This is a genomic window from Vibrio sp. ABG19 (genome assembly GCF_029962385.1).
Taxonomy (GTDB): Bacteria; Pseudomonadota; Gammaproteobacteria; order Enterobacterales; family Vibrionaceae; genus Vibrio; species Vibrio ostreae.
The window spans coordinates 2,410,200-2,437,027 of record NZ_CP071708.1 but is presented as its reverse complement, the minus strand read 5'-3'; the positions used below and the strand labels follow the sequence as shown (position 1 = coordinate 2,437,027).

The following is a 26,828-nucleotide window of genomic DNA, read 5'->3' as shown; positions in this document are numbered from 1 at the left end:
CCCTGCAGATGCAGGGCTATTTTTTTCTGTCTCTTTCTGTTCACTAAACGATAGGCATTAACTCAGTGGGCGTAAATAAGCCAGAAAACGTTTTTCGGCTTGTTTGAAACACCAAATGATGATAAAGGTCAGGCACATGTAGAACAGACCTGCCGTCAGGAAAGACTCAAAAGGTGCATAGTAGCGCGAGTTAACCAGACGAGCGGCGCCGGTTAAATCCATAATGGTTACGATACCCGCGACCGCACTACCGTGAACCATAAAGATCACTTCATTGCTGTAGGCCGGCAGTGCGCGGCGCAATGCACTTGGCAAGATAATGCGGCGATAAATCTTCCAGGTCCCCATACCGTACGCTTTAGCGGCTTCCACTTCACCTTTTGGCAGGCCATTGATGGCGCCGCGGATGATTTCTGCTGTATAAGCAGAGGTGTTAAACACAAATGACACCAGCGCGCAGAACCAGGCGTTTTCCCACAAAGTATCTTTCACCGGGAAAAACTGGTCCATACCGTAATAAATCAGGTACAGCTGCACCAGCAGCGGGGTACCGCGGAAAAAGTAGATGTAAGCCCATGCCGGAGCGTTAAACAGATAATTGCGGCTGTTGCGTGCAATCGCTAACGGAATAGCAATGCTCAGACCGATAATTAACGACAGACCAACCAGCCATACCGTAGTCCACAGGCCGCTGAAGTAGATAGGTAAACTATCAATGATTAATGAAAAGTCCATATCTACCTCATATGAATACTGAATTTGCGTTCAACCAGTTTCAGTAAACCGGTAGAAATGCTGGTAAAGACCAAAAAGATGATCGACACCGCCATGTAAAAAGTGAACGGCATTTTCGTTGAACCGGCAGCGAGCGAGCTGACCCGCACCATGTCTTCCAGACCGATGATTGAAACCAGAGCGGTGGTTTTCAGCAGTACCAGCCAGTTGTTACCGAAACCCGGTAAGGCGTGACGTACCATCTGCGGCAGCAGAATACGGCGGAACGCCAGTACTGAGCTCATGCCATACGCTTTAGCGGCTTCCATTTCGCCTTTGTCGACCGCCATGATCGCACCACGAAATGTCTCAGCCATGTAGGCACCGAAGATAAATCCGATCGTCAGTACACCGGCGATAAACGGACTGACATCAATGTAATCCGGCAGATAAGAAACCCACTCGTGATTCGGATCACTGGAAGTGAACCAGTTATTCAGCCACTCATTGATGGCATACAAGCTGTTGTTAAGCAGGATCTGTCCGCCAAAGAAAATCAACATCATCAGCACCAGATCCGGGATGCCGCGAATAATAGTGGTGTAAACGGTCGCGACTGCGCGCGCCGAACGATAAGGTGACATTTTGGCAAGTGCACCCAACATACCAAGTACCATCGCAAGCAGCAGCGATAACAACGCGACTTCGATGGTCAGAACCGCCCCTTTTAGAATAGAGGCTTCATATCCCTGTAAATCCAGCATAAAAAAATGTTTCCTAGTCCTAGGGTCAATCCGGTTAACTCAATGGATTCGCTGTTCTCTCGAAAGAGTCATGTTAGTCACACAGGATCACCTGACCCTAAACACCTGGTTGCCGGGTACTGCTACGAACTAGGAGCCAGCAACCAGGAATGCCTTTTGTCTTTCAGCGCGGCCTTATGGCCGGCAGCCCAGCATTACCACTGGAGACAAGCGGGCTAATTATTCACCGTAAACGTCGTACTTAAAGTACTTCGCCGCGATCTTCTGGTATTCACCTTTGCTGCGCAGCGCGTCGATTGCTGCGTTCAGTTTGTCCGTCAGATCTTTATCTTGTTTGCGAGTCGCGATACCGAAACCTTCACCAAACCATTTTGGATCAGTCAGAGAAGGGCCAACGAATTCGTAGTTTTCGCCACCTTCTTTGTTCAGCACGCCATCTTCCAGCGCTGAAGCATCGCCCAGTACAGCGGCAATACGACCGTTTGCCAAGTCAAGGTAAGCTTCATCAAATGAACCGTAACGAACAATTTCTACCGAGTCACCGTAGTTATCTGTCAGGTATTTGTCGTGAGTAGTCGCACGCTGCACACCAATTTTCACACCTTTCAGACCATCAGCAGAAAAATCCAGGTTAGCGCCTTTCTTAGCGATAAATTTATTTGGAATCAACGCGTACTTATGAGTAAAGTCGACCTTCTTACGACGTTCATCAGTGATAGACATCGCCGCAATAATCGCATCGTACTTACGCGCCAGCAGTGACGGAATAATACCGTCCCAGTCCTGAGGGACGATCTTACATTGCACCTGCATTTCTGCGCACAATGCATTGGCCATATCCACATCAAAACCCTGCAGTGAACCATCTGCTTCAGTCCAGCTGAACGGCGGGTACGCGCCTTCAATACCGAAGCGTACGGTTGTCCATTCTTTAGCCTGTGCAACACCTGTTGCAGCTGTCGCGGCTAATGCTGCCACTAGTAACCACTTTTTCATTTCCATACTCCTGTGATCGTATTGTTTTGTTTATAAAATTTTTAATTAAAAAAATTAGTATAGGTGAACTGTCCGTCGCTGCCGTCTTACATCCTGTGCAGACCACATGACTCCTCTGCTTTATCGTCGGTACGAAGGCAATAAACTCAGTAAATCGAGGAAATAAACTGCTTCAGACGCTGTGAATCCGGATTCTTAAATAATTTAGCCGGATCACCCTGCTCTTCAACCCGTCCCTGATGCAAGAACATCACGTGGTTAGACACATCGCGGGCAAACGCCATTTCATGCGTCACCACCAGCATGGTGCGGCCTTCTTCGGCCAAGTCCCGCATTACGCCTAAAACCTCACCAACCAACTCGGGATCGAGAGCTGATGTCGGTTCATCAAACAGCATCACTTCCGGATCGACAGCTAAAGCCCGCGCAATCGCGGCACGTTGCTGCTGACCACCGGACAGGTGACCCGGATAATAATCACGCCGTTCGTATAAACCTACTTTTTTCAGCAATAGTTCGGCATTTTCAATAGCTTGTGCTTTAGGTACACCAAGAACGTGCACCGGAGCTTCAATCACGTTCTCCAGTACCGTCATGTGTGACCACAGATTGAAGCCCTGAAAAACCATCGCCAGGCGTGAACGGATACGCTGCACCTGTTTTTCATTGGCTGGTGAAGAGTGACCCTGACGGTCTTTCTTCATCTGAATTTGTTCGCCCTTAACCCAAATATCCCCTGCTGTCGGGGTTTCGAGCAAGTTAATGCATCTTAGAAAGGTACTTTTACCCGAGCCGGATGATCCGATAATCGAAATTACGTCACCCTTGTGAGCCTGAAGAGAAATACCCTTCAGTACTTCATTCTGGCCAAAAGTTTTGTGCAGGTCTTTTATATCCAGCGCTGGTACATCTGTCATGCGCTCTAACTCCCTGAATTTTATATCTGTCGAGCTTTCGCTCTTAATTTTCGATACAAACTAGCATTGTCACCCTTAACATGCAACAAATTATTAACCTGCAAAACAATGATATTTAGTTGTTTTATCTGAGTATAAATTCATATTTTAGCCAATTCATCTTCAAAATACGCATATAAACACATTGTACAAGCACAATATTCCACTCAGATTCATTAACATTTTCGTAAAAACACGAACTGGTACTAAATTTATCATTAACACATTTCACGTTTTGCTAAATATCTGTGTTCCACTTTGGAAATGGTAGTAAACATTACACACTGAAATATATTTTCCTGATGACTGAACGTTATGTGGCTGATTTCTCTCCCAATATGTAGCTTTCTTTCATTTCGGTTCTTTACCTGATCAAGATCAATCAGCCTCCGATTTAAGCACGTTAAACTCGCCACTAATAAAAGTATTAATAATACCATCCACTTTATAGGGTTAACTGTCTCCACACCGGCTCTCAGCCCGTGCGGTCAAGGTTTCCCCCTGTGACAACGACGTGTTTTTCAAAATTCAATCAAAAATTACTTACTTTTAAATATGAGGAATCTATGTCAGACGTAGCCAACCTAGAGCGCTCAGACATCGACACACAGAGCTACAGTGAGCTCCATCGTCCTGCATCTGAGTTTGCAAGCCGTTCCGATTATCTTGATCACGAACTGCAGATCATGAAACCGCGCCGTTTCGGTCTCAATTTGCCCGGACGTGATTTTCGTTTTGAACTGGAAGACCTGGTCCCCGCTCTGGCTGGTACTATCGGTATTATCGCGATGTATTCTGCGGTGATGATGTCCTGGGCCGATGGTCTGACTCAGGCCTGGGACCATATTAACCTCGGTAAAGAGTTCGCCATCGAAGTCTCCCGGGTAGAAATGCTGCTGCCAGCACTGTTTTTCTGTGTGCTGGCCTCTGGCTTTATTAATCCCAAAGCCAACCTGGCAGGCAACCACGGACCAATGATCCCTCTTATCGGCTCTATTGCACTGGCCGGTGCCCACCCTCTTGCATTGGCTATCCTGCTTGGCGTATTCGGTTTACTGCTGAGCTACTTTAAGGGTGGCTCCAAGCTGGTCAACCTGACCTCTGAAGGCACTGCCGGTGGTCTGCTCATCTTCCTTGGTTTTACCGGTACCATGAGTCAGATTACTTCGATTCAAACCTGGGCCACCAACCTGCAGTCTGCGGATGTCGTGGCGGGAAGCATGGGCTATGTCGGCTTAGTCGTACTGGGCATCAACATCGTTATCTACGCGATTCTGGCCAAGTTAAGTCTGCGCTGGCTGGCTATCCCGGTCTGTGCAATGAGCGGGCTGCTGATCGCCATGGTATTTGGCGCGGGTTTTGATTTGCGTTTTGAAACCCAGATGGGTCTGCCAAACCTGAACCCGGTCTACTGGTGGGGATCAACGACAGAAGGCTGGATGCTGGGTCTGCCAAATCTGCAACACTTCATCGCTTCGCTGCCGTTTGCCATCCTGGCCGTTGCAATGTGGTCACCGGACTTTCTGGGTCACCGAATCTTCCAGGAGCTCAACTATCCGCGTAAGACTGAAAAAGTGCTGATGGACGTCGATGACACCATGACCATGTGTTCGGTTCGTCAAATGGTGGGCACGGCACTGGGTGGCGGTAACATCACTTCGTCATGGGGCACCTATATGATTCCTGCGGCTATCGCTAAACGTCCGATTCCCGGTGGCGCCATTATTCTCGGTCTGCTGGTCATGACCATCGCTATTCTTGGCTTCCCGATGGACGTTGCCGTCTGGCCACCGGTCATGCGCTGTGCCCTGCTGGTTGGTGTGTTCCTGCCCCTGCTGGAAGCAGGCATGCAAATGATTAAAGACACTAAATCGTCACAAGCAGCTGGTATCTGTATTTTCGGCTCAGCCGTGGTTAACCCGGTTCTTGCCTGGGCACTGACGATGCTGCTGGATAACAACGGTTTGATTGGTGACAAAGAGCGCGCCGCTAAGCTTTCCTTTGTTGATAAAGTGGTCATTCCGGGTGGTGTGTTAATTATCTGTTTAGTGGCTATGCTTGCTGTGGGCATGCTAGAGAGCCAGTACGGCTTGCAAGCATGGCTGCACTGATAGGCGACATGAATCAACCGCATTGATAGCGCTTCGGCCTGTCACTTTAAAGTGGCTGACCGCAGTGAATTCAGCAACATTCTTGGGTAGTGCCAGTCACTACCCAAACTTTATTTTAATTTTTTAACTTTTATTGATTTAGTTTAAGGTTTGCGGATTTTTTTTAGCTTAAATTGTCAATCAAGGGAAACAAATACCAATATCTATATTCAAACAGGTGAGTATCTTTTTCGTGAAGTGAACTAGGATACCGAATTAAATTTGAATACAGATATTGTTATTAAGAGTGTACTGCTTCTCTCCTGTCAGAGAGATAGCTGGCTCAACGGCGAAACAGTACGTATATTTTTTTGCTACTAAAAAGGTAGGTATGTCATGGCAGAGCAATTTGCTAAAGCTTGGGAAGGTTTTGCAGCAGGTGACTGGCAAAACGAAGTAAACGTTCGTGATTTCATTCAGAAGAACTACACACCGTACGAAGGCGACGAATCTTTCCTTGTTTCTGAAGGTACTGAAGCAACCAACAAGCTTTGGGCACAGGTAATGGAAGGTATCAAACAGGAAAACTCCACCCACGCTCCTGTTGATTTTGATACTTCAGTTATCTCTACCATCACTGCTCACGATGCAGGCTACATCAATAAAGATCTGGAAACGATTGTTGGTCTTCAGACTGAAAAACCACTGAAACGTGCCATCATCCCTAACGGCGGTATCCGCATGGTTGAGGGTTCTTGTAAAGTGTACGGCCGTGAGCTGGATCCTCAAGTCTCAAAAATCTACTCCGAGTACCGTAAAACTCACAACCAGGGTGTATTTGATATCTACACACCTGACATCATCAAATGTCGTAAGTCCGGCGTTCTGACCGGTCTGCCAGATGCCTACGGACGTGGCCGTATCATCGGTGACTACCGTCGTATCGCTCTGTACGGTATCGACTTCCTGATGAAAGACAAATTTGCTCAGTTCAGCTCTCTGCAAGCGAAATTCGAAAATGGCGAAGATCTGCAACTGACCATGCAACTGCGTGAAGAAGTGGCTGAACAGCACCGTGCGCTTGGCCAAATCAAAGAGATGGCAGCAAAATACGGCTACGATATTTCTCGTCCGGCTGAAACCGCACAAGAAGCGATTCAGTGGACTTACTTCGGCTACCTGGCTGCAGTGAAATCGCAAAACGGCGCGGCCATGTCTCTGGGTCGTACTTCAACCTTCCTGGATGTGTACATTCAGCGTGATATCGAAGCGGGTAAACTGACTGAGGACCAAGCTCAGGAAATGATCGACCACTTCGTGATGAAACTGCGTATGGTACGTTTCCTGCGCACTCCTGAGTACGATGAACTGTTCTCTGGCGACCCAATCTGGGCAACGGAATCTATGGGCGGTATGGGCCTTGACGGCCGTACACTGGTCACTCGGACTAACTTCCGCTTCCTGAACAGCCTGTACACCATGGGTCCTTCTCCAGAGCCAAACATCACTGTGCTTTGGTCTGAAAGCCTGCCTGAAGGCTTCAAGAAGTTCTGTGCGAAAGTGTCTATCGACACCTCATCTATCCAGTATGAGAACGACGACCTGATGCGTCCGGACATGGAATCTGACGACTACGCCATTGCATGTTGTGTATCACCAATGGTGGTCGGCAAACAGATGCAGTTCTTCGGTGCTCGTGCCAACCTGGCAAAAACCATGCTGTACACCATCAACGGTGGCGTGGACGAGAAACTGAAAATCCAGGTCGGCCCTAAGATGGAAAAAATCAGCGCCGAAGTTCTGGACTACGATGACCTGATGCAACGCATGGACCACTTCATGGACTGGCTGGCAAAACAGTACGTTACTGCACTGAACGCGATTCACTTCATGCATGACAAATACAGCTATGAAGCGTCTCTGATGGCTCTGCATGACCTGGACGTGAAACGTACTATGGCATGTGGTATTGCTGGTCTGTCTGTTGCGGCTGACTCTCTGTCTGCTATCAAGTACGCGAAAGTGAAACCAGTACGTGACGAAGACGGCGTAGCGATCGACTTCCAAATCGAAGGCGATTACCCTAAATTTGGTAACAACGACCCTCGTGTTGATGATATCGCTTGCCAGCTGGTCACCATGTTCATGAACAAGATTCGTGCACTGAAAACTTACCGCAATGCGATTCCGACTCAGTCTATCCTGACTATCACTTCAAACGTGGTATACGGTAAGAAAACAGGTACGACACCTGACGGTCGTAAAGCAGGCGCGCCATTTGCACCGGGTGCTAACCCAATGCACGGCCGTGATGAGAAAGGCGCCGTCGCCTCTCTGACTTCAGTCGGTAAACTGCCGTTTGCAGATGCGAAAGATGGTATCTCGTACACCTTCTCTATCGTACCAAATGCACTGGGTAAAGATACTGAAGCGCAGAAAGCGAACCTGGCAGGTCTAATGGATGGTTACTTCCACCACGAAGCGGGTATCGAAGGTGGTCAGCACCTGAACGTGAACGTACTAAACCGTGAAACGCTGCTTGATGCAGTGAAACATCCAGAGAAATATCCGCAGCTGACTATCCGTGTATCCGGTTACGCAGTGCGCTTTAACTCTCTGACTACTGAGCAGCAACAAGACGTTATCGCTCGTACTTTCACTGACTCACTGTAATCGCTGAGCTGATTAACACACTCTGTTAATGCGCAATCCCCGCTCCTGGAGCGGGGATTTTTTCTTATCAACAGGCATCACCGCCTGCGCTCTGTATTCGATACCAACAACAGCAGCGCCCGGAGATTTGTTTAACGCAGTGAAAGTAACAACCTACTGATTCATAAAAAGTTCAATACTGAGAATGCCCCCTCAGTGGCGAGATGTCGCACGCAAATTTAACCTCACTTAAGGTAAGGTAAAGCTATTTTCACCCCCCATTTTGTAATAAAATAACGAAAACAGTCAGCAAACGAGAGCAGCTTATGTCTACTACTGGTCGTATCCATTCTTTTGAGTCTTGCGGTACCGTTGATGGTCCGGGAATCCGATTCATTATTTTTCTGCAGGGTTGCTTATTCCGTTGCAAATATTGTCATAACCGCGATACCTGGGATACCCATGTCGGCAAGGAAGTGACGGTCGATGAAATCATCACAGAAGCCAAATCCTACCGCCACTTTATGCGCGCATCCGGCGGTGGCGTCACCTGTTCCGGTGGCGAATCTATGCTACAACCTGAATTTGTACGTGACTTTTTCCGCGCAGCTCAGGCTGAGGGCATGCACACTTGCCTCGATACCAACGGTTATATTCGTAAATACACGCCTGTTATTGATGAAGTACTTGAAGCAACCGATCTGGTGATGCTGGACATCAAACAGATGCAGGATGAAATTCATCAGGATCTGGTGGGTGTCTCCAACAAACGTACCCTGGATTTTGCCCGTTATCTGCATCAACTGGGTAAAACCACCTGGCTGCGTTATGTCGTGGTACCGGGGTATACCGATGACGAAGAGTCAGCCCACCTGCTTGGCCAGTTTATCCAGGATATGGACAATATAGAGAAAATTGAACTGCTGCCTTATCACAAACTGGGGGCACACAAATGGGAAGCGATGGGCGAAGAGTATCCGCTTGAAGGCGTTAATCCGCCGAGCAAAGAAACCATGGATAACATCGTAGCAGTTCTTGAGCAGTATCACTCAAACGTAAAATACTGATTTAATCTGCGCCGCGAATCGTAAACAATACCAGCCTGATGCTGGTATTGTTTTGGAGTTTACGTGAAGCCTGAAACTGTCTTCTCTCTGATCATCGCCCTGACCTTTGTTGTCATTGCCTTGCGCGATGTGCGGACCAATTTCTGGCCCAAGTTTAGCGCTGATAAATCATTTCAGCATCTGACCTTTTTTGTCATCTTCGCCCTGTTTCTGCTCTGGTCAGCGCGCGCCAGCGTCAAGCAAGACCTGCACATTCATTTTCTCGCCCTGACAACATTAACCATGATGTACGGCTGGCGCTGTGCTTATTTCCTAACCATCCCTGTTATTGGCGCCCTGATGACAGTCGGCAGCCTCAGTGCTGCTGACGCCCTGCATACGCTGATGATTTCTGCGCTGCTGCCAATTTTAATCAGCTACGCAGTTTTTGCTCTCAGTTATCATTATCTGCCACGTAATATTTTTGTATTTATTTTCGTGGCCGGCTTCTTCAATGGCGGTCTTACCGCGCTGCTGCACCTGCTGTTCAACTCGCTGTATCAATACACATTCAGTCGCTACGACTGGGCGACCATCGTCGATAATTACCTGATGCTGGCCCCATTGATCGCTTTTCCGGAGGGGCTACTTAACGGCATGGCCCTGGCCATCCTGTCGGTATTCAAGCCTGAATGGCTGAGAGTCTTTTCAGATCGGGATTACATTTACAATCACTATCACAACAAGTAATCCGCAACTCTGTTTTCGTTACCTTTTGTGCCTGTAATAAGAGCATGCGTGACTGGGTAGCCTGTATCGGACCAGAGCAGAATTTGATCAAAGACGGGAAAGATAATTTTGATTTTCTGACGCAGATAGGTGGTCAGATCAAGATTGACCAATCATGAAAACTGGTAATCTTAATTTAGCAAAATTACACAATTTAACTTTAGTGAGGCCAGCGATGGAAATGACTAACGCACAACGTCTTATCCTGTCTAACCAGTACCAGTTAATGTCTCAGCTCGATCCGGCCAATGCCGCTCAGTACAAACGTCTGCGCACCATTGTAGAGCGTGGTTACGAGCTGCAGATGCGTGAACTCAATAAAGAGTTCGGATGTCTGTCTGAAGCACAATGCCGTGAAGTCATCGATATTATGGAGATGTATCACGCGATGCAGGAATCCCATAACCTGCTCAAAGATGCCGAGCGCGCTGACGTGGATAGCCGTCGCCTGAACTTCCTCGGTTTCGATCTCGCAGCCGAAGCATCGTTGGTCAATTATGTGCGCTTTCTGGTGAATTCAGAAGGACTGTACCCACAATTTGAACAAGGCGACCACCACTTTAACAGCCAGGTACCGATGTTGGATAAATATCGCCGTATGCTGGTGACATGGCATACTTGCCCTCGTCAGTACCATTTATCCGCGGCTGAGCTGCGTCAGATCGTCAGTGCCTGAACACCCTTGTCTTAAGAGCTGTACAGAATAAAGAAAAAGGCCGGATAAATTCCGGCCTTGTCACTATCAACATTGGTACATAATACCAATATCAGAACTGGTACATAATACCAATCGTACCCATGGTCGCAGCACTGGAACCGACCACCGGGCTGTCAGATACTGTACTGTCCAGGTTCGAATAACGGATACCACCGTTAACCTGAATATTCTGCGTCACCTGCCAATAGGCAGAAGCACCGATAAAGTATTGTCCGTCCCATCCGGCATCAAATTCTCTCAGCCCGGTGCGATCCGATTCCGCTTTCGACACTCCGTACAAATGGTTATTAAGCTGACTCGAGTTGTACGAGTAACCGATACTCGGGGTCAGGCCCCAGTTGCCGAAATTGAACGGCATGCGCCACGCAAGTTCACCGTACAAACCATTGTGCCGCCCGGCCACGTCACCACCAAAGGTCGCTTCCCATACACCAGCCAGGGTGCGCAATTGATAACTGACCCCACCAAGAGCGGTGGACTTACGTTTGTCCAGCTGGCGGATCTGCGCATCATCCGAATCTTCCGGCTGTAATGTACGAGGATCATAAGCAAGGCGGAAAATGATATTTTGCTGTGAGCCGCGAGGGAACAGACGGTACCCTGCATTGAAGCCGCGCAAAAACAGGTGTTCGCCTTCATAGCCAATCACAGGGATCACCGTGCGATCCGAGTCTGTGTCCTTATAAACCGCTGGCGAGTACGCCGCCGCCACCCCTACAGACCACGGAGAAGTGTCGGCTTGAGCTGCTGTAGCCATCAGCAGCGCAGCCGCAGCCACGCTTAACGAAGTAGAGTTTAATCGCATACTTTGTGAACTCGTTGCATATGTTTAAGAGCTAACGATGATATATCCTGCCCTGTGCAGACACAATCTTTGCCCCGTTTTTTCTCGGTTTTCCGCCCCAATCCGGTGATTTCTCATCCTGACCGCCCCTTCATGGCACTGCTTTTGCTGAGGATATATCCAGCATAACCATTGAACATTTAGTTCCTATTCATCGTAAAAACATTGTGAGCGTAAGACGTAATTTCAATCACGAAATTGAAATAAATACATAATCTCTAAGCAAAATCGACAATACCGAACTAGGCTTAAGTTGTTAGGGAATTGTGTTTTTAAGCGGTTGTATGTCACTACGACATTTTTAGAGGGGAATTACTATGAGTATTTTTGACCACTTTCAGGCACGCTATGAAGCAGCCAAGGACGAAGAGCTTTCCATTCAGGAATTTCTTGCTCTGTGTAAAGAAGACAAAAGTGCTTACGCCAATGCTGCCGAGCGCTTACTGATGGCCATTGGCGAACCCAAGCTTGTGGATACGTCCAAAGACTCTCGCCTGAGCCGACTTTTCTCCAACCGGGTCATTTCGCGCTATAAAACGTTCGAAGACTTCTACGGTATGGAGGAAGCCATTGAACAAATCGTTTCTTATCTGAAACATGCGGCCCAAGGCCTTGAAGAACGCAAACAAATTCTGTACTTACTCGGCCCGGTGGGCGGCGGTAAGTCATCGCTGGCTGAAAAACTGAAAGCATTAATGCAACAGATGCCGATTTACGTCTTGTCAGTCAACGGTAAACGCAGTCCGGTCAACGACCATCCATTTTGTCTGTTCGATGTCAACGAAGACGGCGACCTGCTGCAAAAAGAGTATGGTATCGAAAAACGTTACCTGCGCTCAATTATGTCTCCTTGGGCGGCTAAGCGCCTGCATGAATTTGGCGGCGACATCACCAAATTTAAAGTGGTCAAAGTACGTCCTTCCATTCTCGACCAGATTGCCGTGGCGAAAACTGAACCAGGCGATGAAAATAACCAAGACATCTCATCTCTGGTCGGTAAGGTCGACATTCGTCAACTTGAGCACTTCTCACAAGACGATCCTGATGCCTACAGTTACTCAGGCGCGCTGTGTCGTGCCAACCAGGGGTTGATGGAATTCGTCGAGATGTTCAAAGCGCCAATTAAGGTGCTGCACCCGTTACTGACTGCCACACAGGAAGGTAATTATAACGGTACCGAAGGCCTGTCTGCGCTGCCGTTTGACGGCATGATTCTGGCCCACTCTAATGAATCGGAATGGCAGACTTTCCGCAACAACAAGAACAACGAAGCATTTCTCGACCGGGTTTACATTGTGAAAGTGCCATACTGTCTGCGTGTGTCTGAAGAGGTGAAAATTTATCAGAAACTGCTCGACCACAGTGAACTGTCCAACGCGCCGTGCGCGCCAAGCACTCTGGATCTGCTCGCCCAATTCAGTGTGCTGTCACGCTTGAAAGCCCCGGAAAATTCGTCAATCTTCTCGAAGATGAGGGTTTATGACGGTGAAACACTGAAAGACACTGACCCGAAAGCGAAAAGCTATCAGGAATATCGCGATTACGCTGGTGTTGACGAAGGGATGTCCGGCCTGTCGACTCGTTTCGCCTTTAAGATCCTGTCGCGCGTGTTCAACTTCGACCAAATCGAAGTGGCCGCAAACCCGGTCCACCTGTTCTACGTGATTGAACAACAGGTTGAACGCGAACAATTCCCGCAGGAAACCGCCGATCGCTACCTGGAATTTGTGAAAGGTTATCTGGTACCGCGTTATGTCGAGTTCATTGGTAAAGAGATTCAGACCGCTTATCTTGAGTCTTACTCCGAATACGGTCAGAACATCTTCGACCGCTACGTGACGTATGCTGATTTCTGGATTCAGGATCAGGAATACCGTGATCCGGAAACCGGCCAGCTGTTCGACCGCTCAGCCCTGAACAGTGAACTGGAAAAAATTGAAAAAACCGCCGGTATCAGTAATCCGAAGGATTTCCGTAATGAGATCGTTAACTTCGTATTGCGTGCCCGCGCCAACAACAATGGCCAAAATCCGGTTTGGACCAGTTACGAAAAACTGCGTACGGTCATCGAGAAGAAAATGTTCTCCAATACAGAAGAGTTACTTCCTGTTATCTCTTTCAATGCGAAAACCTCTTCTGAAGATCAGAAGAAACACGACAACTTTGTCGCTCGTATGATGGAGAAAGGCTATACAGAGAAGCAAGTACGCTTGCTGTCTGAGTGGTATTTACGCGTGCGTAAATCCTCTTAACAGCTAGCCACCCCTGAGCAAAAAGGTGACGGCGCCCCAAGCGCCTCACCTGACTCCGGTCAGATGATGGTGACGGCACAACCGTCCCTCATCCATGAGTTCAGGGAATGCCCCAGGCGGTAGGAGCAAGTGATTGCTCACTGAGGGATGTTTACAGGGAGAATCTCATGGCGCAGTTTATCGATAGAAGGTTGAACGGTAAGAACAAGAGCGCAGTCAACAGACAGCGCTTCTTACGCCGTTACAAGGAGCAGATTAAGGAATCGGTTGCCGATGCCGTTAATCGTCGCTCAATCACCAATACCGAAACCGGTGAAGATGTCTCGATTCCGAACCGTGACATCAAAGAGCCCTCTTTCCATCAAGGCAAAGGCGGGCACAGAGAACGCGTTCACCCCGGCAATGACCAGTTCACCCGCGGTGACAAAATTGAACGGCCAAAAAGTGGCCAGGGAGGCGGTTCGGGTGAAGGTGAAGCCAGCCCGGACGGCGAAGGTCAGGACGATTTTGTATTTCAGATTTCCAAAGATGAGTATCTCGATATTCTGTTTGAAGATCTGGAACTGCCTAACCTGGAAAAAAACCAACTCAACAAGATTACCGAGTGGAAAAATCATCGCTCAGGTTTCCAGACAGCAGGTGTGCCTGCCAATATCGCTATCGTGCGGTCACTGCAGCAATCGCTGGCCCGTCGTACTGCGATGACCGCGGGCAAACGCCGTTTGATGCGTGAACTTGAACTTGAGCTGGATCGCATTCAAAACAGTGAACCGGCACAGTTACTCGAAGAGCGTCGCATCAGGCAGGAGATCGAGGATCTGCGCAAAAAAATCGACAGTGTCCCGTTCATTGACACCTTCGACTTGCGCTTTAAGAACTATGAGAAACGCCCGGTACCCTCTAGCCAGGCAGTGATGTTCTGTCTAATGGACGTTTCCGGCTCAATGGATCAGGCGACCAAAGATATCGCCAAACGTTTTTATGTTTTGCTCTATCTGTTTCTGACCAGAACCTATGAAAACGTGGAAGTGGTGTTTATTCGCCACCACACCCAAGCAAAAGAAGTCGATGAACACGAGTTTTTCTACTCGCAGGAAACCGGCGGTACCATAGTCTCCAGCGCACTGAAACTGATGGATGAAATCATCCGGGAACGCTATCCGCTTGGTGAATGGAACATCTATGGCGCACAGGCCTCGGACGGCGATAACTGGGCCGATGACTCGCCGCGCTGTAAAGAGCTGCTGACCAATAAGCTGTTACCGTGTTGTCAGTATTACGCTTACATCGAGATCACGCGTCGTTCACATCAGACACTTTGGCACGAGTACGAAAAACTCCAGCCTTCATTTGGTAATTTTGCCATGAAAAATATCCGCAGTGTGGAAGACATTTTCCCTGTGTTCAGAGAATTGTTCCACAAGGAAACGGCATAAGGGGGAGCGCATATGACGACGAAAACCAAAGCCGCGCCGAAGCGTAAGCCAAAAAGTAAGCTGCTGCCGGATGGTCCGGACTGGACCTTCGACCTGCTGGAGCGTTACCACACCGAAATTAAACGGGTGGCAGAACATTACCGGTTAGACACCTATCAGAACCAGATTGAGGTGATCACCTCTGAGCAAATGATGGATGCCTACTCGAGCATTGGTATGCCGATTAACTATAACCACTGGTCATTCGGTAAAAAGTTCATCCAGACCGAGCAAAACTACAAACATGGCCAGATGGGTCTGGCTTATGAGATCGTAATTAACTCCGATCCGTGTATTGCCTATTTAATGGAGGAAAATACGGTCACCATGCAGGCACTGGTTATGGCCCACGCCTGTTATGGTCACAATTCGTTTTTCAAAGGGAACTACCTATTCCAGACCTGGACCGATGCCAGTTCGATCATCGACTATCTACTGTTCGCGAAAAATTACATCGCCGAATGTGAAGAGAAGTACGGTGTCGCGGACGTAGAAAAACTGCTCGACTCCTGTCATGCGCTGATGAATTACGGTGTCGACCGTTACAAACGTCCGGAAAAGATCTCGATAGCGGAAGAAAAAGCGCGTCAGGAAGAGCGTGAGGCCTATCTGCAATCCCAGGTTAACGCCTTATGGCGCACCGTGCCGAAAAAGGCCCAGGAAGAAGAAGCCCAGCGCCACTTCCCGAGTGAACCGCAGGAAAACATTCTCTATTTTGTCGAGAAGCATGCACCGCTACTCGAGCCCTGGCAGCGCGAAATCGTGCGCATCGTGCGTAAAGTCAGCCAGTATTTCTATCCTCAGAAACAGACTCAGGTAATGAACGAAGGTTGGGCGACCTTCTGGCATTATACCATCCTCAACCATATGTACGACGAAGGCTTGGTTTCAGATAAGTTTATTCTGGAGTTTCTGCACAGCCACACCAGTGTGGTGGCTCAGCCGCCTTATAACAGCCCTTACTACAGCGGTATCAACCCTTATGCACTGGGTTTTGCTATGTTCCGCGACATCCGCCGCATCTGTGAAGAGCCCACTGATGAAGACCGGGAATGGTTTCCTGATCTGGCCGGCAGTGACTGGCTGGACGCCGTGCACTTTGCGATGCATAACTTCAAAGATGAAAGCTTTATCAGTCAGTACTTATCACCCAAACTGATCCGCGATTTTAAACTGTTTGCGATCAGCGATGATGACCATAAAAACTTTATCGAGGTGAGTGCCATCCACGATGACCTGGGCTATCGCCAGATCCGAGAAAAACTGGCGTCCCAATACAATCTCAGTAACTTAGAACCAAACATTCAAGTCTACAACGTGGATGTCAGAGGTGACCGTTCGCTCACGCTGCAATACATTCCACAAGATAGAATTCCTTTAGATCCAAGCTACGAGGAGGTGCTGAAACATATGCACCGTCTATGGGGTTTTGAAGTCAAACTAGAGGAGGTCAAAGAAACAGGAAGACGAGAGATCCTCTCAACCTGCCCAAAGAAGAATGATCACGACAGTAACGTCTGATCTGGGCAAAAAACACAACATCTAACACTCACTTTAATAACAAAGCCCCAGGATTCTGGGGCTTTGCATTTATTAGGTCGAGTTGTCAGGTAACCACAAAGGTCAATTGCCGTCAAAGACCGTTCAACCAGCAACTATCTTGCGTACTGCGGCCAAATCTTCCGGAGTATCGACCCCCGCCGGAGGGGCTTCCAGGGCCACGGCTACGTGAATCTTTTCGCCGTACCAGAGAACCCGCAACTGCTCGAGGCTTTCGATTTTTTCCAGCTGACTCGGCTGCCAGTTTATATAGGTATTAATGAAGCCTGCACGGTAAGCATAGATACCAATATGGCGCATCAGCGGTTGCACAATGTTCTTGTCCTGAGCGAAATTATCGCGATCCCAGGGAATCGTGGCACGGCTGAAGTACAGCGCATAGCCATCCTTGTCAGTGACAACTTTAACCGCGTTTGGATTAAACACTTCTTCCGCATCGCTGATTTCCACGGCCAGCGTGGCCATTGGCGCGCTGCTGGCAGCCAGATTATCCGCGACCTGGCGCACAATGCTCGGCGGGATCAGTGGCTCGTCGCCCTGCACATTAACAATGATGTGATCATCTTCGATGCCCATCAGTTGCACCACTTCCGCCAGGCGCTCAGTGCCTGACTGATGGTCAGCAGAGGTCATGCACACCGTACCACCAAACGCTTCAACGGCACTTTTCACCCGCTCATCATCTGTTGCGACGATGACACGTTCCGCACCAGCTTGCATTGCCTGTTCGTAAACCCACTGCACCATCGGCTTACCACCAATGTCCGCCAGTGGTTTACCCGGCAAACGGGTTGACTGGTAACGAGACGGAATAACGACCGTAAAAGACATTAGCGTCCCTCATCCATCGACATGGTACGCGCTTCAGTTTCAAGCAGGACCGGGATGCCCTCTTTGATTGGATAAGCCAGGCGGTCTAATTTGCAAATCAGTTCCTGATTATCTTTGTCGTAAGTCAGTTTGCCTTTACATACCGGGCAAGCGACAATCTCAAGCAGACGGTGATCCATACTGTTCCATTACCTCTTTAATAGTTTCCACAATGCACTGTTCATCTTCGGCGGCAATCTGCGCAGACACCGGCAGATACCACCAGTTATCCTGTGCAAAGCCGGTGCATTTCACGGCATCTTTTTCTGTCATTATGACGTTGTCTCCGCGCATGGCGAGCGCCTTGAGCTCGGAGACATCAAAATTCTTATGGTCGGCAAAACTGTGCGTCACTACAGGCGTCGCGCCCAGTTGCTGCAGGGTGTTAAAAAATCGTGGTGGATGACCGATACCGGCCCAGGCCACTACGTTACCCAACTCACTCACCGGCAACTGCTGTTTGGTCACCAGATTGACGGCTAAATCTGCCTGCAGTGTCATGGCAATTTCACCATCCTGCGCTTCACCGCCATTGGTGATGATAAAATCCACTTCTTTCAGGCGTCGCAAGGATTCGCGCAGTGGCCCCAGAGGGATCATCTGTTCATTGCCAAACCGGCGTACGCCATCCACAACCACAAATTCGATATCACGTTCCAGGGCATAATGTTGCAGCCCGTCATCGGTCACCACTATATCCACACCCTGGGCCAACAAGGTTTTCACCGCGTTGGCCCGCACCGGATCGACGGCAACCGGCACTCCGGTACGCTGCTGAATCAGTTTCGGTTCATCACCGCAGTGCGCAGTCGGCGTCGTGTTCTGTACCAGCAATGGATAACGCGGTGCTTTGGCACCATAACCGCGTGATACCACACCCGGCTTATAGCCTAACTTTTGCAACGTCTCCACCAGCCAGATCACAACCGGTGTTTTACCGTTACCACCCGCGGTAATATTACCCACCACAATCACAGGAATCGGCGCGTGATAACGCTTTTTCTTCCCCGATTCAAAGTCGCGGCGGCGTGAGCGGCTTATCATGCCGAACACCCGACTCAGTGGCCACAACAGGGGCCACAATACATATCGCATCGGATGTTGGTGAAACCAAATTTTCTCGATCATGCTCTGTTCACCAGCCAGCGCTTAGCCTTCACCAAACTGGATACGGTGCAGTTGTGCATAAGCGCCGTCTTGTTGCAATAACTCGGCGTGTTTACCACGTTCAATAATTTCACCTTCATCCACAACCAGAATTTCATCTGCTTGTTCGATAGTAGACAAACGGTGCGCAATAACCAGCACAGTTTTGTTCTTCTGCAGTTCATCCAGCGCCGCCTGAATCGCACGTTCTGATTCAGTATCCAGCGCAGACGTCGCCTCATCCAGAATCAGTACCGGCGCATCACGCAGCAAGGCACGGGCAATTGCAATACGCTGACGCTGGCCACCGGACAAGCTGGCCCCGTTCTCACCAATCATAGTGTCCAGACCATCGGCCATGTTATCGATAAAGTCCATCGCATGCGCCAGACGCGCCGCCGCTTCAATCTGCTCGCGACTGTATTCACCTTCCGCTGCATAAGCAATGTTATTGGCAATGGTGTCATTGAACAGATGGACATTTTGCGAAACCAGCGCGAAGTGCTGACGCAGATTAGTCAGTTTATAATCGCGTACATCGTGCCCATCGAGCTCAATGGAGCCAGAATCGACATCATAAAAACGGGTAAACAGGTTCGCTATGGTTGATTTACCCGATCCCGAACGCCCCACCAGAGCCACGGTTTTGCCTTGCGGAATATGGAAACTCACGTGCGATAAAGCCGGCTTTTCTTTACCCTGGTAGGTAAACGTCACATCGTTCACCGCAATGTCACCACGCGCTTTTTCAGTGTGGAAAGAGCCGTTGTCACGTTCTGTCTCCAGCGCCATCAGGTCAAACAGCGTCGAGCTTGCCGCCATACCGCGCTGGAAATCTGAAGTAACGTTGGTCAGTGCTTTTAGTGGACGCATCAAGCCAAACATCGCCGAGAAAATCACGGTAAAGGTGCCCGGAGTCAGTTGGTCACGAATCGAGTCGAAACTTGCCAGATAAAGCACCGCAACCAGCGCCATCGACGCGATCATCTGAATGACAGGGTTGGCGATGGCCTGGGCAGAAACCAGCTTCATCGTTTGCTGACGCATCTTATTGCTGACCGCTTCAAAGCGTTTGCGCTCAACATCCTGACCACCATAGCTCAGCACCACTTTATGGCCTTTGAGCATCTGCTCAGCCGACGCCGTGACGTGGCCCATGGTGGTCTGCATGTTTTTCGAGATCTTACGAAAACGTTTCGAGACCACACGGATGCCGACCGCAACCAGAGGAGCCACCACCAGCAGGACCAGCGATAACTCCCAGCTGTTCCAGAACATCAGTACTAACAAGCCGACAATACTGGCACCTTCACGCACAATACTGACCAGCGCTTTACTGGTTGCTCCTGCAACCTGTTCAGTGTCGTAAGTAATGCGCGACAGCAGACCGCCCGTCGATTCACGGTCAAAAAAGCTGACCGGCATGTGCATAAACTGATTAAAAATCCGGCGACGCATCAGCATCACCACGTTGCCTGACACCCAGCTCAGACAGTAGGACGAGACAAAACCACTCATACCGCGCACAAACATCAGGCCGAGAATAATAAATGGCAGAGTCTTAAGAAAGTTGGACTCACTGTTGCCAAAACCTTCGTCCAGCAGAGGCTTCAGCAGGGAAATCATATAAGTATCAGAGACCGCATTAACAACCAGTGCGATAACAGCAACCACGAGCCCTGACTTGTACAGGCGAATGTAGGTCCACAAACGTTTAAAGGTTTGCCAGGTTGTTTCGTCAGAATTCAGTGACATAGATAGGCTTTATTTTGATGACAATATTGGCGCTCATTCTACCTCTTTACGCAGCATCTGCCTATACCAAGTCGAAGCTGTACTTTGGCGCATAGTCGATAAGTGGCGAGTTTGTGCGCGATATATCAATGAAACCTGGCCGCTCGCGCCGGTATCAATCCATTGTGCACCGGCCGCCTGATAGCGGGCAACCACCCGTGGATGAGGCAGATTCCATTGGTTGCCTTTAGCCAGTGACGCAATCGCAATCTTCGGTTGTACCCGTTCAATCAAGCCGGAGCTGGAAGAAGTCTGGCTGCCGTGATGTGGTACGATCATCACATCACTCTTTACCACCGAAGGCTCGCGACTAAGTAACCACTCACCGACAGCCGTCACATCACCGGACAGCAGCAGCGAGTGACCAAATGTTTTATCTTCAATCCGAATCACACAGGAATGCAGATTGTCAGCCCGCGATACTTGCGCAGGAGGCCACAAGGCCGTCAACTCCAGCCCCTGCCAATGCCAGCGCTGCCCTTTCGTACAAGCCAGCCAGTCAGGATGCTGCTGACTGGCAATAATCCAGCCAGGCTGCAGACGCTCAATAACATCGGCCAGGCCTCCGGCGTGATCATTGTCAGTGTGGCTGATGATTACCCCATCGAGTTTCCTGGCCTGCCAGTAAACCAGCAGTGGCTCAATCAGGCTGCGCGCAAAACTGCCGCCGGGCCAGCTACGTGCGGTGTCATACAGCAGATAATGTCCGTGGCGCTCTATCATTACCGCCAGGCCATGCCCCACATCGAGCACTTCAACCCGCCAGCCGTCCTTATGCGGTATCGACAACCAGTGAGTCGCAAATAGCGCACCGATAGCCAGCAGCAAGCGCCGACTGATCACTTCACGTATGGCCCACAACACTAAGCCGGTCAGCAGCAGTAAGCTGCTGGTTTGGCTGACAGAGACCCAACTCGGCCCAACCCAATCCAAAGCATAATCGAGCGGGATAAAACTGATACCCACCCAATCCCATATCCATACGCTGTCAGGCAGTATCTGACTCAGCAGTAACGCAATAAACAGTCCGGGCACAATCACCAGAGTAAACCAGGGAATAAACACCAGATTGTACAGGGCTGAGCTGAGACTGAATCCGGCGAAGAAAAACGCGGAAACCGGTAACATTAGCAACGTAAGGCTGAACTGACTATAGAGCAGTTTTTTCCACCAGGGACGCTGTGAAGCCGCATCGCACAGGTGATAAAGCACAATACCGACCGCGAGAAACGATAACCAGAAGCTGCGACTGAGCGAAGAGAATGGCGCCAGCAGCAAAACCACAGCCAAAGTGAGCAGCAGACGCTGCGGGGCCGTAATAGTAACCCGGCTGAGCGTCAACGCTACGTTGAGCCAACACATGATAAGCGCACGTTGTGTGGGGATGGTAAAACCGGCCAGCCACGCGTACCCCAGAGCCAGACAAGCACCAAGTAGCATCGGGCTCCACAACAGATGGCGATGAATACGCATCAGAGGCAGGCCAAGCAGGTAACCGATGCCAAACGCCATACCGATATGCAGTCCGGAAATCGCCACCAGATGAATCAGGCCGCTGTCACGCAAAGAGAGCCACTGCTGGTCTGAAATCAGGTCACGCTCGCCAAATGTCAGTGCCAGCACCAGGCCCTTAGCCTGACTGTGCTCCATCCATTCCCGTACTTGCTGATAAAGCTCAGAGCGCCAACTGGCATTAGACACGATACGAAATGAGGATGCCCGTTGCACCGTTGCCCGGGCAACCCAACCCTGGCTCAAATAGAAAGATTCGAGGTCAAAACCGACCTGATTCAGGCGGCCGAACACAGGCTTTACCGTCACAGAAAATTCAAAATCATCGCCCGGATAAAGCAGCACGGGCGATATTAAGCGTATAGTTGGATATTGATACTTGGACAGAGCTTGACCATTTATTGATCTGACTACCACACTTCCTTCATATCCGTAAGTAATTTGTTTAAAAAAGCTGTCAACTTCGCCTTTTATGGTAATATCTTGCCCTGCTTGAAAAATAGTGTTGGATTGAGATCTCACTAACTGTGCATGTGTTATGATAACCAGCACGGCGAACGCAATCCCTCCCACTCCTCTCAATCTGCCCGTCCATTGTGGCAGAGTAAGAGCAGCAAAGCACAATGCAAGGCATAAAAGTGCAACGCCCCATCCCGGCATCCACGGCCAGTAAGGCGCTGACAGTATGGTGAGCGAGAACGAAGCGAGCGTCCAGTAATTCGAAAAGAGAGTCATGTTCCCCGATGCCAAGAAAATACATTAAGCGGTTCATGCCTAACCCTGATGTCATCAGACGTCAAAAGGCATTAAAAGTTTTTGGCAATGTGCTGTATAACCCCAACCTGTGGTGTCTTAACCGACGCTCAGCGGCTGGTGCGTTTGCAGTTGGCCTGTTTATGGCGTTTGTGCCCCTTCCAAGCCAGATGATTATGTCCGCCGGACTTGCCATCGCCTGTGGCGTTAACCTGCCACTGTCTATCGCTCTGGTGTGGATCACAAACCCGATAACCATGCCGGTCATTTTTTATTTTGCGTATAAATTGGGTGCCTGGTTAATGAACGTACCACCCCAGCCGTTCCATTTTGAACTCAATTGGGACTTCATCATGCAACAGATGAGTACCATTGGACCTCCGTTTTTACTCGGCTGTGGTGTATGCGCTGTGGTGTCATCAATCATCGGCTACTTTGGTATCCGCGGTTTGTGGCGTTATTCTGTGGTGCGCAGCTGGCAAAAACGCCGCGTCACCAAACTGCCGCAAAATCTAACCTGATTTGCAGCTGGCTTGGCGTGATTTTGCCGGGGGTACGACCGAGCAGGCATTTTGCTCTGCAACGCTTGTTGAGAAAAACTTGCTGAACCAGACCTGTTAAGCGCGAACCGGTTAGGCAAATGGTATTCGCCATTACACAGTGAGCGGATATAACCAGCAGTCACTCCATCCAGCGCTGACTAACAGGCACAAAAAAAGGACCGAGAGGTCCTTTTTTGTGCCTGTTGACCCGTAAATAATTATTTACTGCTCAGTACACTGGCCGGATTGAGTTTGCTGGCCCGTTTCGCCGGATACCAGGTCGCAAGCAGACTGAGGACAATCGCCGTACCGGAAACCAGCAGCACATCGCCACTTTGTACCTGTGATGGCAGGAAATCGACGAAGTAAATGTCGCCGGACAGGAAGTGGTGACCAATCAGTGACTCCAGTCCTTTGATTAAAGTGGTCAGATTAAAGGCGACAAGTACCCCTAGGATACTGCCGACAATACTGCCCAGCACACCGGAAAAGACTCCCTGCCAGACAAAAATCCGTTTTACCAGGCCATCGGAAGCGCCCATGGTACGCAAAATCGCAATTTCTGCGGCCCGATCTTTGACCGCCATCATCAGCGTCGAAACAATATTGAAGCTCGCGACACCAATCACCAGCACCATGACCAGATACATGATGGTACGCACCATCTGAATATCGCGGTACAGGAAGCCGAATTTCTGTTGCCAGCTACGCAGATAGACATATTCGTTCAGGGTCTGACCGACATCGCGCACAATGCGGCTGGCATTGAGCACATCCGTAACTTTAATCGCCACTCCCGAGACAGCATCGCCAATCCGGGCATACTGCTGCGCATCTTGCAGCGGTAACAGAGCCAGACTGTGATCAATCTGACCATTGAGCGCCAACAAGCCACTGACCTGAACCCGCACCCGGCGCGGTGCCTGCACTCGGGCCGAGCCGTCACTGGCGGGGATCATCAGAGTCAGATAATCACCGACACCGACACCAAGCTGATCGGCCACACCTTTACCGAGAATGACCTGCTGCTGCCCGGGAGCAAACTGCGCCCAGGCCTCATCAGTCACATACTCGGACAAACGAGACACCGCCCGCTCACGCTGCGGATCCACGCCGCGCACTTCGATCGCTTTAAGCTGAGTGCCTTTTTCCGCCAGCGCGGTAAATTTGACATAAGGCGCGGCGGCCACCACCTGCGGACTCTTGGTCGCCTGAGCCATCAGTGTCTGCCAGTCATTGATCGGGCCTTTCACGCCTTCAAATTCACCGTGCGGAATCACGGACAACACCCGGTTTTGCAGCTCACGTTCAAAACCGTTCATCGCCGATAAGCCAATGATGATCACGGCAACACCGACTGCAATCCCAATCGTCGATGAGAGTGAGATAAACGACACCATCTTGTTGCGCTGCTTGGCACGGCTAAAACGGCCACCGATAAACAGAGAGAGAGAACGAAACACTCACGCCCCCTCTGCATTGAGCAACAGACCATCTTGCATGTGCAACTGGCGATCCATTTTGGCCGCCAACTCACCATCGTGAGTAACAACCAGAAATGCGGTGCCTGATTCGCGGTTCAGCTCACGCATCAGATCGTAAATCGATAGCGCGGTTTTATGATCCAGATTACCGGTCGGCTCATCTGCCAGCACCAGGTCCGGCTTATTGACCAGCGCGCGCGCAATGGCAACACGCTGGCGTTCACCACCGGACAGCTCGGACGGGCGGTGCTCAAGACGATGTGACAAACCGACTCGGGCCAGTAGAGCTTCCGCTTCCTGTTTCGCGTGCGCCACTTTTTTACCACCGATCAGCAAAGGCATCGCGACATTTTCCAACGCAGTGAAATCGGCCAGCAGATGGTGAAACTGATAGACAAAACCCAGATGCTGGTTGCGAATTTTCGCCTGTTTGTTTGAACTCAGCGTACTGAGCTGCTGGTCAAGAAACTCGACCTGACCTTCGGACGCGTCATCCAGTGCGCCCAGAATGTGTAACAGGGTACTTTTACCCGAGCCGGATGAGCCGATAATCGACACCAACTCACCGCGCTTGAGTTCAAAACTGACCCCTTTCAGCACTTGCGTTGCCAGATCCCCTTCCTGATAGGTTTTGCAAACTTGGTGACAACGTAAAAGGTTATTCATAACGTAAAGCCTCGGCGGGTTTAACAGAAGATGCCCGGTAAGAAGGGAATAAGGTCGCCAGCAGGCTGAGACAAATCGCCAGCACCACCACGATACAGATTTGCAATGGATTAATCACCACCGGCAGTTCGCCTCCCATCGGGAACAGCGCAACCCCGGTCGATTCCATTACTGCGTTAAGATTTTTGGCCAGTAATACCCCAAGGGTACCGCCTACAATAGCGCCAATCACGCCGCTGCTGGCGCCCTGCACCATAAAGATGGTCAGCACCTGACGGTTCGTCATGCCCTGAGTTTTGAGAATCGCGACTTCAGACTGCTTTTCCATCACAACCATGATCAGCGCAGAAATGATGTTGAATGCGGCAACGCCAACGATAAGCCCCAGCATCAACCCCATCATGTTCTTTTCCATCCGTACCGCCTGGAACAGTTCACCTCGCTGATCACGCCAGTCGCTCCACTGCCAGCCCTCGGGTAGGGGTTGCTGGGCCAGATCGCCAACCACAAACGGGTCATCGAAGAACAAACGCCAACCGGAAACGGTGTGATCATCAAAGCGCAGCAATTTACCCGCGTCATGCAAATGTGCGATCATCAGCTGGGCATCCACATCGGAACCGGTATTAAAAATCCCGGCAACGGTGAAATTACGCTGGCTCGGAATGCGCCCAAGCGGCGTAAACTGACTGGCGCTGGTCACCATCAGGCGCACTTTATCGCCCACCGACACATCGAGGTTGCGTGCCAGCGTGTGACCGAGGAAAACCCGGTACTCACCTTCCTGCAACGCCGCCAGACGGCCTGCGATCAGGAAATCACCAATCGGGTCGTCCTGATCCGGTGCAATCCCGACCAGTAACCCGGCCGAGAGCTCAGACGCGCTCTGAATGACAGCTTCACTGCGCACCACAGGTTCGGGCTCGCGTTGCGTAGACAAGGTACGGATAAACTCAGGTGCCTGCTCAGTGAGCGCAGTTTTATCCTGCTGCTGCGAAATCACCGCCTGAGGCAGTACACCAAGAATACGGCTCTTCAACTGCGCTTCGAAGCCATTCATCACCGAAAGCACGGTCACTAAGGCCATCACGCCAATTGTAATACCGGCAGTGGACATGTAAGAAACGAATCGACTAAACCTGTCACCGGAGCGACCACGCAAATAACGCAGGCCGATAAAGGTCGAAATCGGATGAAACATAATT

22 protein-coding genes are annotated in these 26,828 nt (G+C 50.0%); 9 read left to right on the top strand and 13 right to left on the bottom strand.

Annotation, left to right across the window (positions count from 1 at the left end; all coding sequences use genetic code 11):
- Window positions 1–57: 57 nt before the first annotated feature.
- From J0X00_RS17420 to J0X00_RS17405, 4 genes are all read right to left on the bottom strand, one after another.
- Complete coding sequence (locus J0X00_RS17420; RefSeq protein ID WP_136484203.1) at window positions 58–735, bottom strand: ABC transporter permease; 678 nt, start codon at window positions 733–735, stop codon at window positions 58–60.
- Window positions 736–737: 2 nt separating this feature from the next.
- The gene (locus tag J0X00_RS17415; protein WP_136484204.1) at window positions 738–1,478 is read right to left on the bottom strand and encodes an ABC transporter permease; all 741 of its coding nucleotides are present in this window, start codon (window positions 1,476–1,478) and stop codon (window positions 738–740) included.
- A gap of 219 nt (window positions 1,479–1,697) precedes the next feature.
- Window positions 1,698–2,474: an ABC transporter substrate-binding protein gene (locus tag J0X00_RS17410; RefSeq protein ID WP_168796987.1), complete on the bottom strand. Its 777-nt coding sequence runs from the start codon at window positions 2,472–2,474 to the stop codon at window positions 1,698–1,700.
- Between the two features lie 146 nt (window positions 2,475–2,620).
- Window positions 2,621–3,391, bottom strand: a complete 771-nt coding sequence (locus tag J0X00_RS17405) for an ABC transporter ATP-binding protein (protein ID WP_136484206.1) — start codon at window positions 3,389–3,391, stop codon at window positions 2,621–2,623.
- A gap of 605 nt (window positions 3,392–3,996) precedes the next feature.
- Between J0X00_RS17405 and J0X00_RS17400 the strand changes: the two genes are divergently transcribed.
- From J0X00_RS17400 to J0X00_RS17380, 5 genes are all read left to right on the top strand, one after another.
- Window positions 3,997–5,541, top strand: coding sequence for a DUF3360 family protein (locus J0X00_RS17400; protein ID WP_136484207.1), 1,545 nt, complete (start codon window positions 3,997–3,999; stop codon window positions 5,539–5,541).
- A gap of 375 nt (window positions 5,542–5,916) precedes the next feature.
- Window positions 5,917–8,193, top strand: coding sequence for a formate C-acetyltransferase (gene pflB / locus J0X00_RS17395; protein ID WP_218563286.1), 2,277 nt, complete (start codon window positions 5,917–5,919; stop codon window positions 8,191–8,193).
- A 305-nt stretch (window positions 8,194–8,498) separates the two neighbouring features.
- Window positions 8,499–9,239, top strand: a complete 741-nt coding sequence (pflA, locus tag J0X00_RS17390) for a pyruvate formate lyase 1-activating protein (RefSeq protein WP_282477313.1) — start codon at window positions 8,499–8,501, stop codon at window positions 9,237–9,239.
- Between the two features lie 87 nt (window positions 9,240–9,326).
- Window positions 9,327–9,968: a hypothetical protein gene (locus J0X00_RS17385; RefSeq protein ID WP_282478317.1), complete on the top strand. Its 642-nt coding sequence runs from the start codon at window positions 9,327–9,329 to the stop codon at window positions 9,966–9,968.
- Between the two features lie 214 nt (window positions 9,969–10,182).
- On the top strand, window positions 10,183–10,683 hold the full coding sequence (locus tag J0X00_RS17380; protein WP_136484211.1) for a YfbU family protein: 501 nt from the start codon (window positions 10,183–10,185) through the stop codon (window positions 10,681–10,683).
- Window positions 10,684–10,774: 91 nt separating this feature from the next.
- Here J0X00_RS17380 and J0X00_RS17375 read toward each other — a convergent pair whose 3' ends face one another.
- A complete protein-coding gene (locus J0X00_RS17375; protein WP_282477312.1) occupies window positions 10,775–11,530 on the bottom strand; it encodes a MipA/OmpV family protein in 756 nt (251 codons plus the stop codon).
- 356 nt (window positions 11,531–11,886) lie between these two features.
- On the opposite strand from J0X00_RS17375, the gene J0X00_RS17370 reads away from it, so the two are divergent.
- The 3 genes from J0X00_RS17370 to J0X00_RS17360 all read left to right on the top strand — a co-directional run bounded on the left by J0X00_RS17370 (window position 11,887) and on the right by J0X00_RS17360 (window position 16,817).
- Complete coding sequence (locus J0X00_RS17370) at window positions 11,887–13,821, top strand: PrkA family serine protein kinase (RefSeq protein ID WP_136484213.1); 1,935 nt, start codon at window positions 11,887–11,889, stop codon at window positions 13,819–13,821.
- 167 nt (window positions 13,822–13,988) lie between these two features.
- Window positions 13,989–15,257, top strand: coding sequence for a YeaH/YhbH family protein (locus J0X00_RS17365; RefSeq protein WP_136484214.1), 1,269 nt, complete (start codon window positions 13,989–13,991; stop codon window positions 15,255–15,257).
- A gap of 12 nt (window positions 15,258–15,269) precedes the next feature.
- Window positions 15,270–16,817: a SpoVR family protein gene (locus J0X00_RS17360; protein ID WP_282477311.1), complete on the top strand. Its 1,548-nt coding sequence runs from the start codon at window positions 15,270–15,272 to the stop codon at window positions 16,815–16,817.
- Between the two features lie 123 nt (window positions 16,818–16,940).
- On the opposite strand, the gene kdsB is transcribed toward J0X00_RS17360, so the two are convergent.
- Genes kdsB through J0X00_RS17335 form a run of 5 tightly spaced genes read right to left on the bottom strand, consistent with a single transcriptional unit; the run spans window position 16,941 to window position 22,913 of the window.
- The gene (kdsB, locus tag J0X00_RS17355; protein ID WP_136484216.1) at window positions 16,941–17,687 is read right to left on the bottom strand and encodes a 3-deoxy-manno-octulosonate cytidylyltransferase; all 747 of its coding nucleotides are present in this window, start codon (window positions 17,685–17,687) and stop codon (window positions 16,941–16,943) included.
- Window positions 17,687–17,866 (bottom strand): Trm112 family protein, encoded by a 180-nt coding sequence (locus J0X00_RS17350; RefSeq protein WP_136484217.1) that lies wholly within the window; start codon window positions 17,864–17,866, stop codon window positions 17,687–17,689. The genes kdsB and J0X00_RS17350 overlap by 1 nt, the downstream gene beginning before the upstream one ends.
- Window positions 17,847–18,854: a tetraacyldisaccharide 4'-kinase gene (gene lpxK / locus J0X00_RS17345; RefSeq protein WP_136484218.1), complete on the bottom strand. Its 1,008-nt coding sequence runs from the start codon at window positions 18,852–18,854 to the stop codon at window positions 17,847–17,849. The genes J0X00_RS17350 and lpxK overlap by 20 nt, the downstream gene beginning before the upstream one ends.
- A 21-nt stretch (window positions 18,855–18,875) precedes the next feature.
- Entirely contained in the window at window positions 18,876–20,627 is a 1,752-nt protein-coding gene (gene msbA, locus J0X00_RS17340; protein WP_136484219.1) for a lipid A ABC transporter ATP-binding protein/permease MsbA, read from the bottom strand.
- 33 nt (window positions 20,628–20,660) lie between these two features.
- A complete protein-coding gene (locus tag J0X00_RS17335; protein WP_282477310.1) occupies window positions 20,661–22,913 on the bottom strand; it encodes a DNA internalization-related competence protein ComEC/Rec2 in 2,253 nt (750 codons plus the stop codon).
- Between the two features lie 8 nt (window positions 22,914–22,921).
- Between J0X00_RS17335 and J0X00_RS17330 the strand changes: the two genes are divergently transcribed.
- The gene (locus tag J0X00_RS17330; protein WP_136484221.1) at window positions 22,922–23,452 is read left to right on the top strand and encodes a DUF2062 domain-containing protein; all 531 of its coding nucleotides are present in this window, start codon (window positions 22,922–22,924) and stop codon (window positions 23,450–23,452) included.
- Window positions 23,453–23,691: 239 nt separating this feature from the next.
- Here J0X00_RS17330 and lolE read toward each other — a convergent pair whose 3' ends face one another.
- From lolE to lolC, 3 genes are read right to left on the bottom strand one after another with little or no spacing between them, the layout of a single operon-like run.
- Entirely contained in the window at window positions 23,692–24,936 is a 1,245-nt protein-coding gene (gene lolE / locus J0X00_RS17325) for a lipoprotein-releasing ABC transporter permease subunit LolE (RefSeq protein ID WP_282477309.1), read from the bottom strand.
- The gene (gene lolD, locus J0X00_RS17320) at window positions 24,937–25,623 is read right to left on the bottom strand and encodes a lipoprotein-releasing ABC transporter ATP-binding protein LolD (RefSeq protein WP_136484223.1); all 687 of its coding nucleotides are present in this window, start codon (window positions 25,621–25,623) and stop codon (window positions 24,937–24,939) included.
- Window positions 25,616–26,824 carry a lipoprotein-releasing ABC transporter permease subunit LolC gene (gene lolC, locus J0X00_RS17315; RefSeq protein ID WP_168796988.1) on the bottom strand — a complete coding sequence of 403 codons (1,209 nt, stop codon included), beginning with the start codon at window positions 26,822–26,824 and terminating at the stop codon, window positions 25,616–25,618. Before lolC ends, lolD begins: the two co-directional genes overlap by 8 nt.
- Window positions 26,825–26,828 lie beyond the last annotated feature (4 nt).

Excerpts from the sequence above, each read along its gene's own strand:
- J0X00_RS17415 (WP_136484204.1), bottom strand. The coding sequence starts at position 1,478 with ATGCTGGATTTACAGGGATATGAAGCCTCTATTCTAAAAGGGGCGGTT.
- lpxK (WP_136484218.1), bottom strand. The coding sequence starts at position 18,854 with ATGATCGAGAAAATTTGGTTTCACCAACATCCGATGCGATATGTATTG.
- msbA (WP_136484219.1), bottom strand. The coding sequence starts at position 20,627 with ATGTCACTGAATTCTGACGAAACAACCTGGCAAACCTTTAAACGTTTG.
- J0X00_RS17360 (WP_282477311.1), top strand. The coding sequence starts at position 15,270 with ATGACGACGAAAACCAAAGCCGCGCCGAAGCGTAAGCCAAAAAGTAAG.
- J0X00_RS17365 (WP_136484214.1), top strand. The coding sequence starts at position 13,989 with ATGGCGCAGTTTATCGATAGAAGGTTGAACGGTAAGAACAAGAGCGCA.
- J0X00_RS17420 (WP_136484203.1), bottom strand. The coding sequence starts at position 735 with ATGGACTTTTCATTAATCATTGATAGTTTACCTATCTACTTCAGCGGC.
- J0X00_RS17380 (WP_136484211.1), top strand. The coding sequence starts at position 10,183 with ATGGAAATGACTAACGCACAACGTCTTATCCTGTCTAACCAGTACCAG.
- lolC (WP_168796988.1), bottom strand. The coding sequence starts at position 26,824 with ATGTTTCATCCGATTTCGACCTTTATCGGCCTGCGTTATTTGCGTGGT.
- J0X00_RS17335 (WP_282477310.1), bottom strand. The coding sequence starts at position 22,913 with ATGACTCTCTTTTCGAATTACTGGACGCTCGCTTCGTTCTCGCTCACC.
- pflB (WP_218563286.1), top strand. The coding sequence starts at position 5,917 with ATGGCAGAGCAATTTGCTAAAGCTTGGGAAGGTTTTGCAGCAGGTGAC.
- lolD (WP_136484223.1), bottom strand. The coding sequence starts at position 25,623 with ATGAATAACCTTTTACGTTGTCACCAAGTTTGCAAAACCTATCAGGAA.
- J0X00_RS17350 (WP_136484217.1), bottom strand. The coding sequence starts at position 17,866 with ATGGATCACCGTCTGCTTGAGATTGTCGCTTGCCCGGTATGTAAAGGC.
- J0X00_RS17410 (WP_168796987.1), bottom strand. The coding sequence starts at position 2,474 with ATGAAAAAGTGGTTACTAGTGGCAGCATTAGCCGCGACAGCTGCAACA.
- kdsB (WP_136484216.1), bottom strand. The coding sequence starts at position 17,687 with ATGTCTTTTACGGTCGTTATTCCGTCTCGTTACCAGTCAACCCGTTTG.
- J0X00_RS17405 (WP_136484206.1), bottom strand. The coding sequence starts at position 3,391 with ATGACAGATGTACCAGCGCTGGATATAAAAGACCTGCACAAAACTTTT.
- J0X00_RS17375 (WP_282477312.1), bottom strand. The coding sequence starts at position 11,530 with ATGCGATTAAACTCTACTTCGTTAAGCGTGGCTGCGGCTGCGCTGCTG.
- J0X00_RS17400 (WP_136484207.1), top strand. The coding sequence starts at position 3,997 with ATGTCAGACGTAGCCAACCTAGAGCGCTCAGACATCGACACACAGAGC.
- pflA (WP_282477313.1), top strand. The coding sequence starts at position 8,499 with ATGTCTACTACTGGTCGTATCCATTCTTTTGAGTCTTGCGGTACCGTT.
- J0X00_RS17370 (WP_136484213.1), top strand. The coding sequence starts at position 11,887 with ATGAGTATTTTTGACCACTTTCAGGCACGCTATGAAGCAGCCAAGGAC.
- J0X00_RS17330 (WP_136484221.1), top strand. The coding sequence starts at position 22,922 with ATGCCAAGAAAATACATTAAGCGGTTCATGCCTAACCCTGATGTCATC.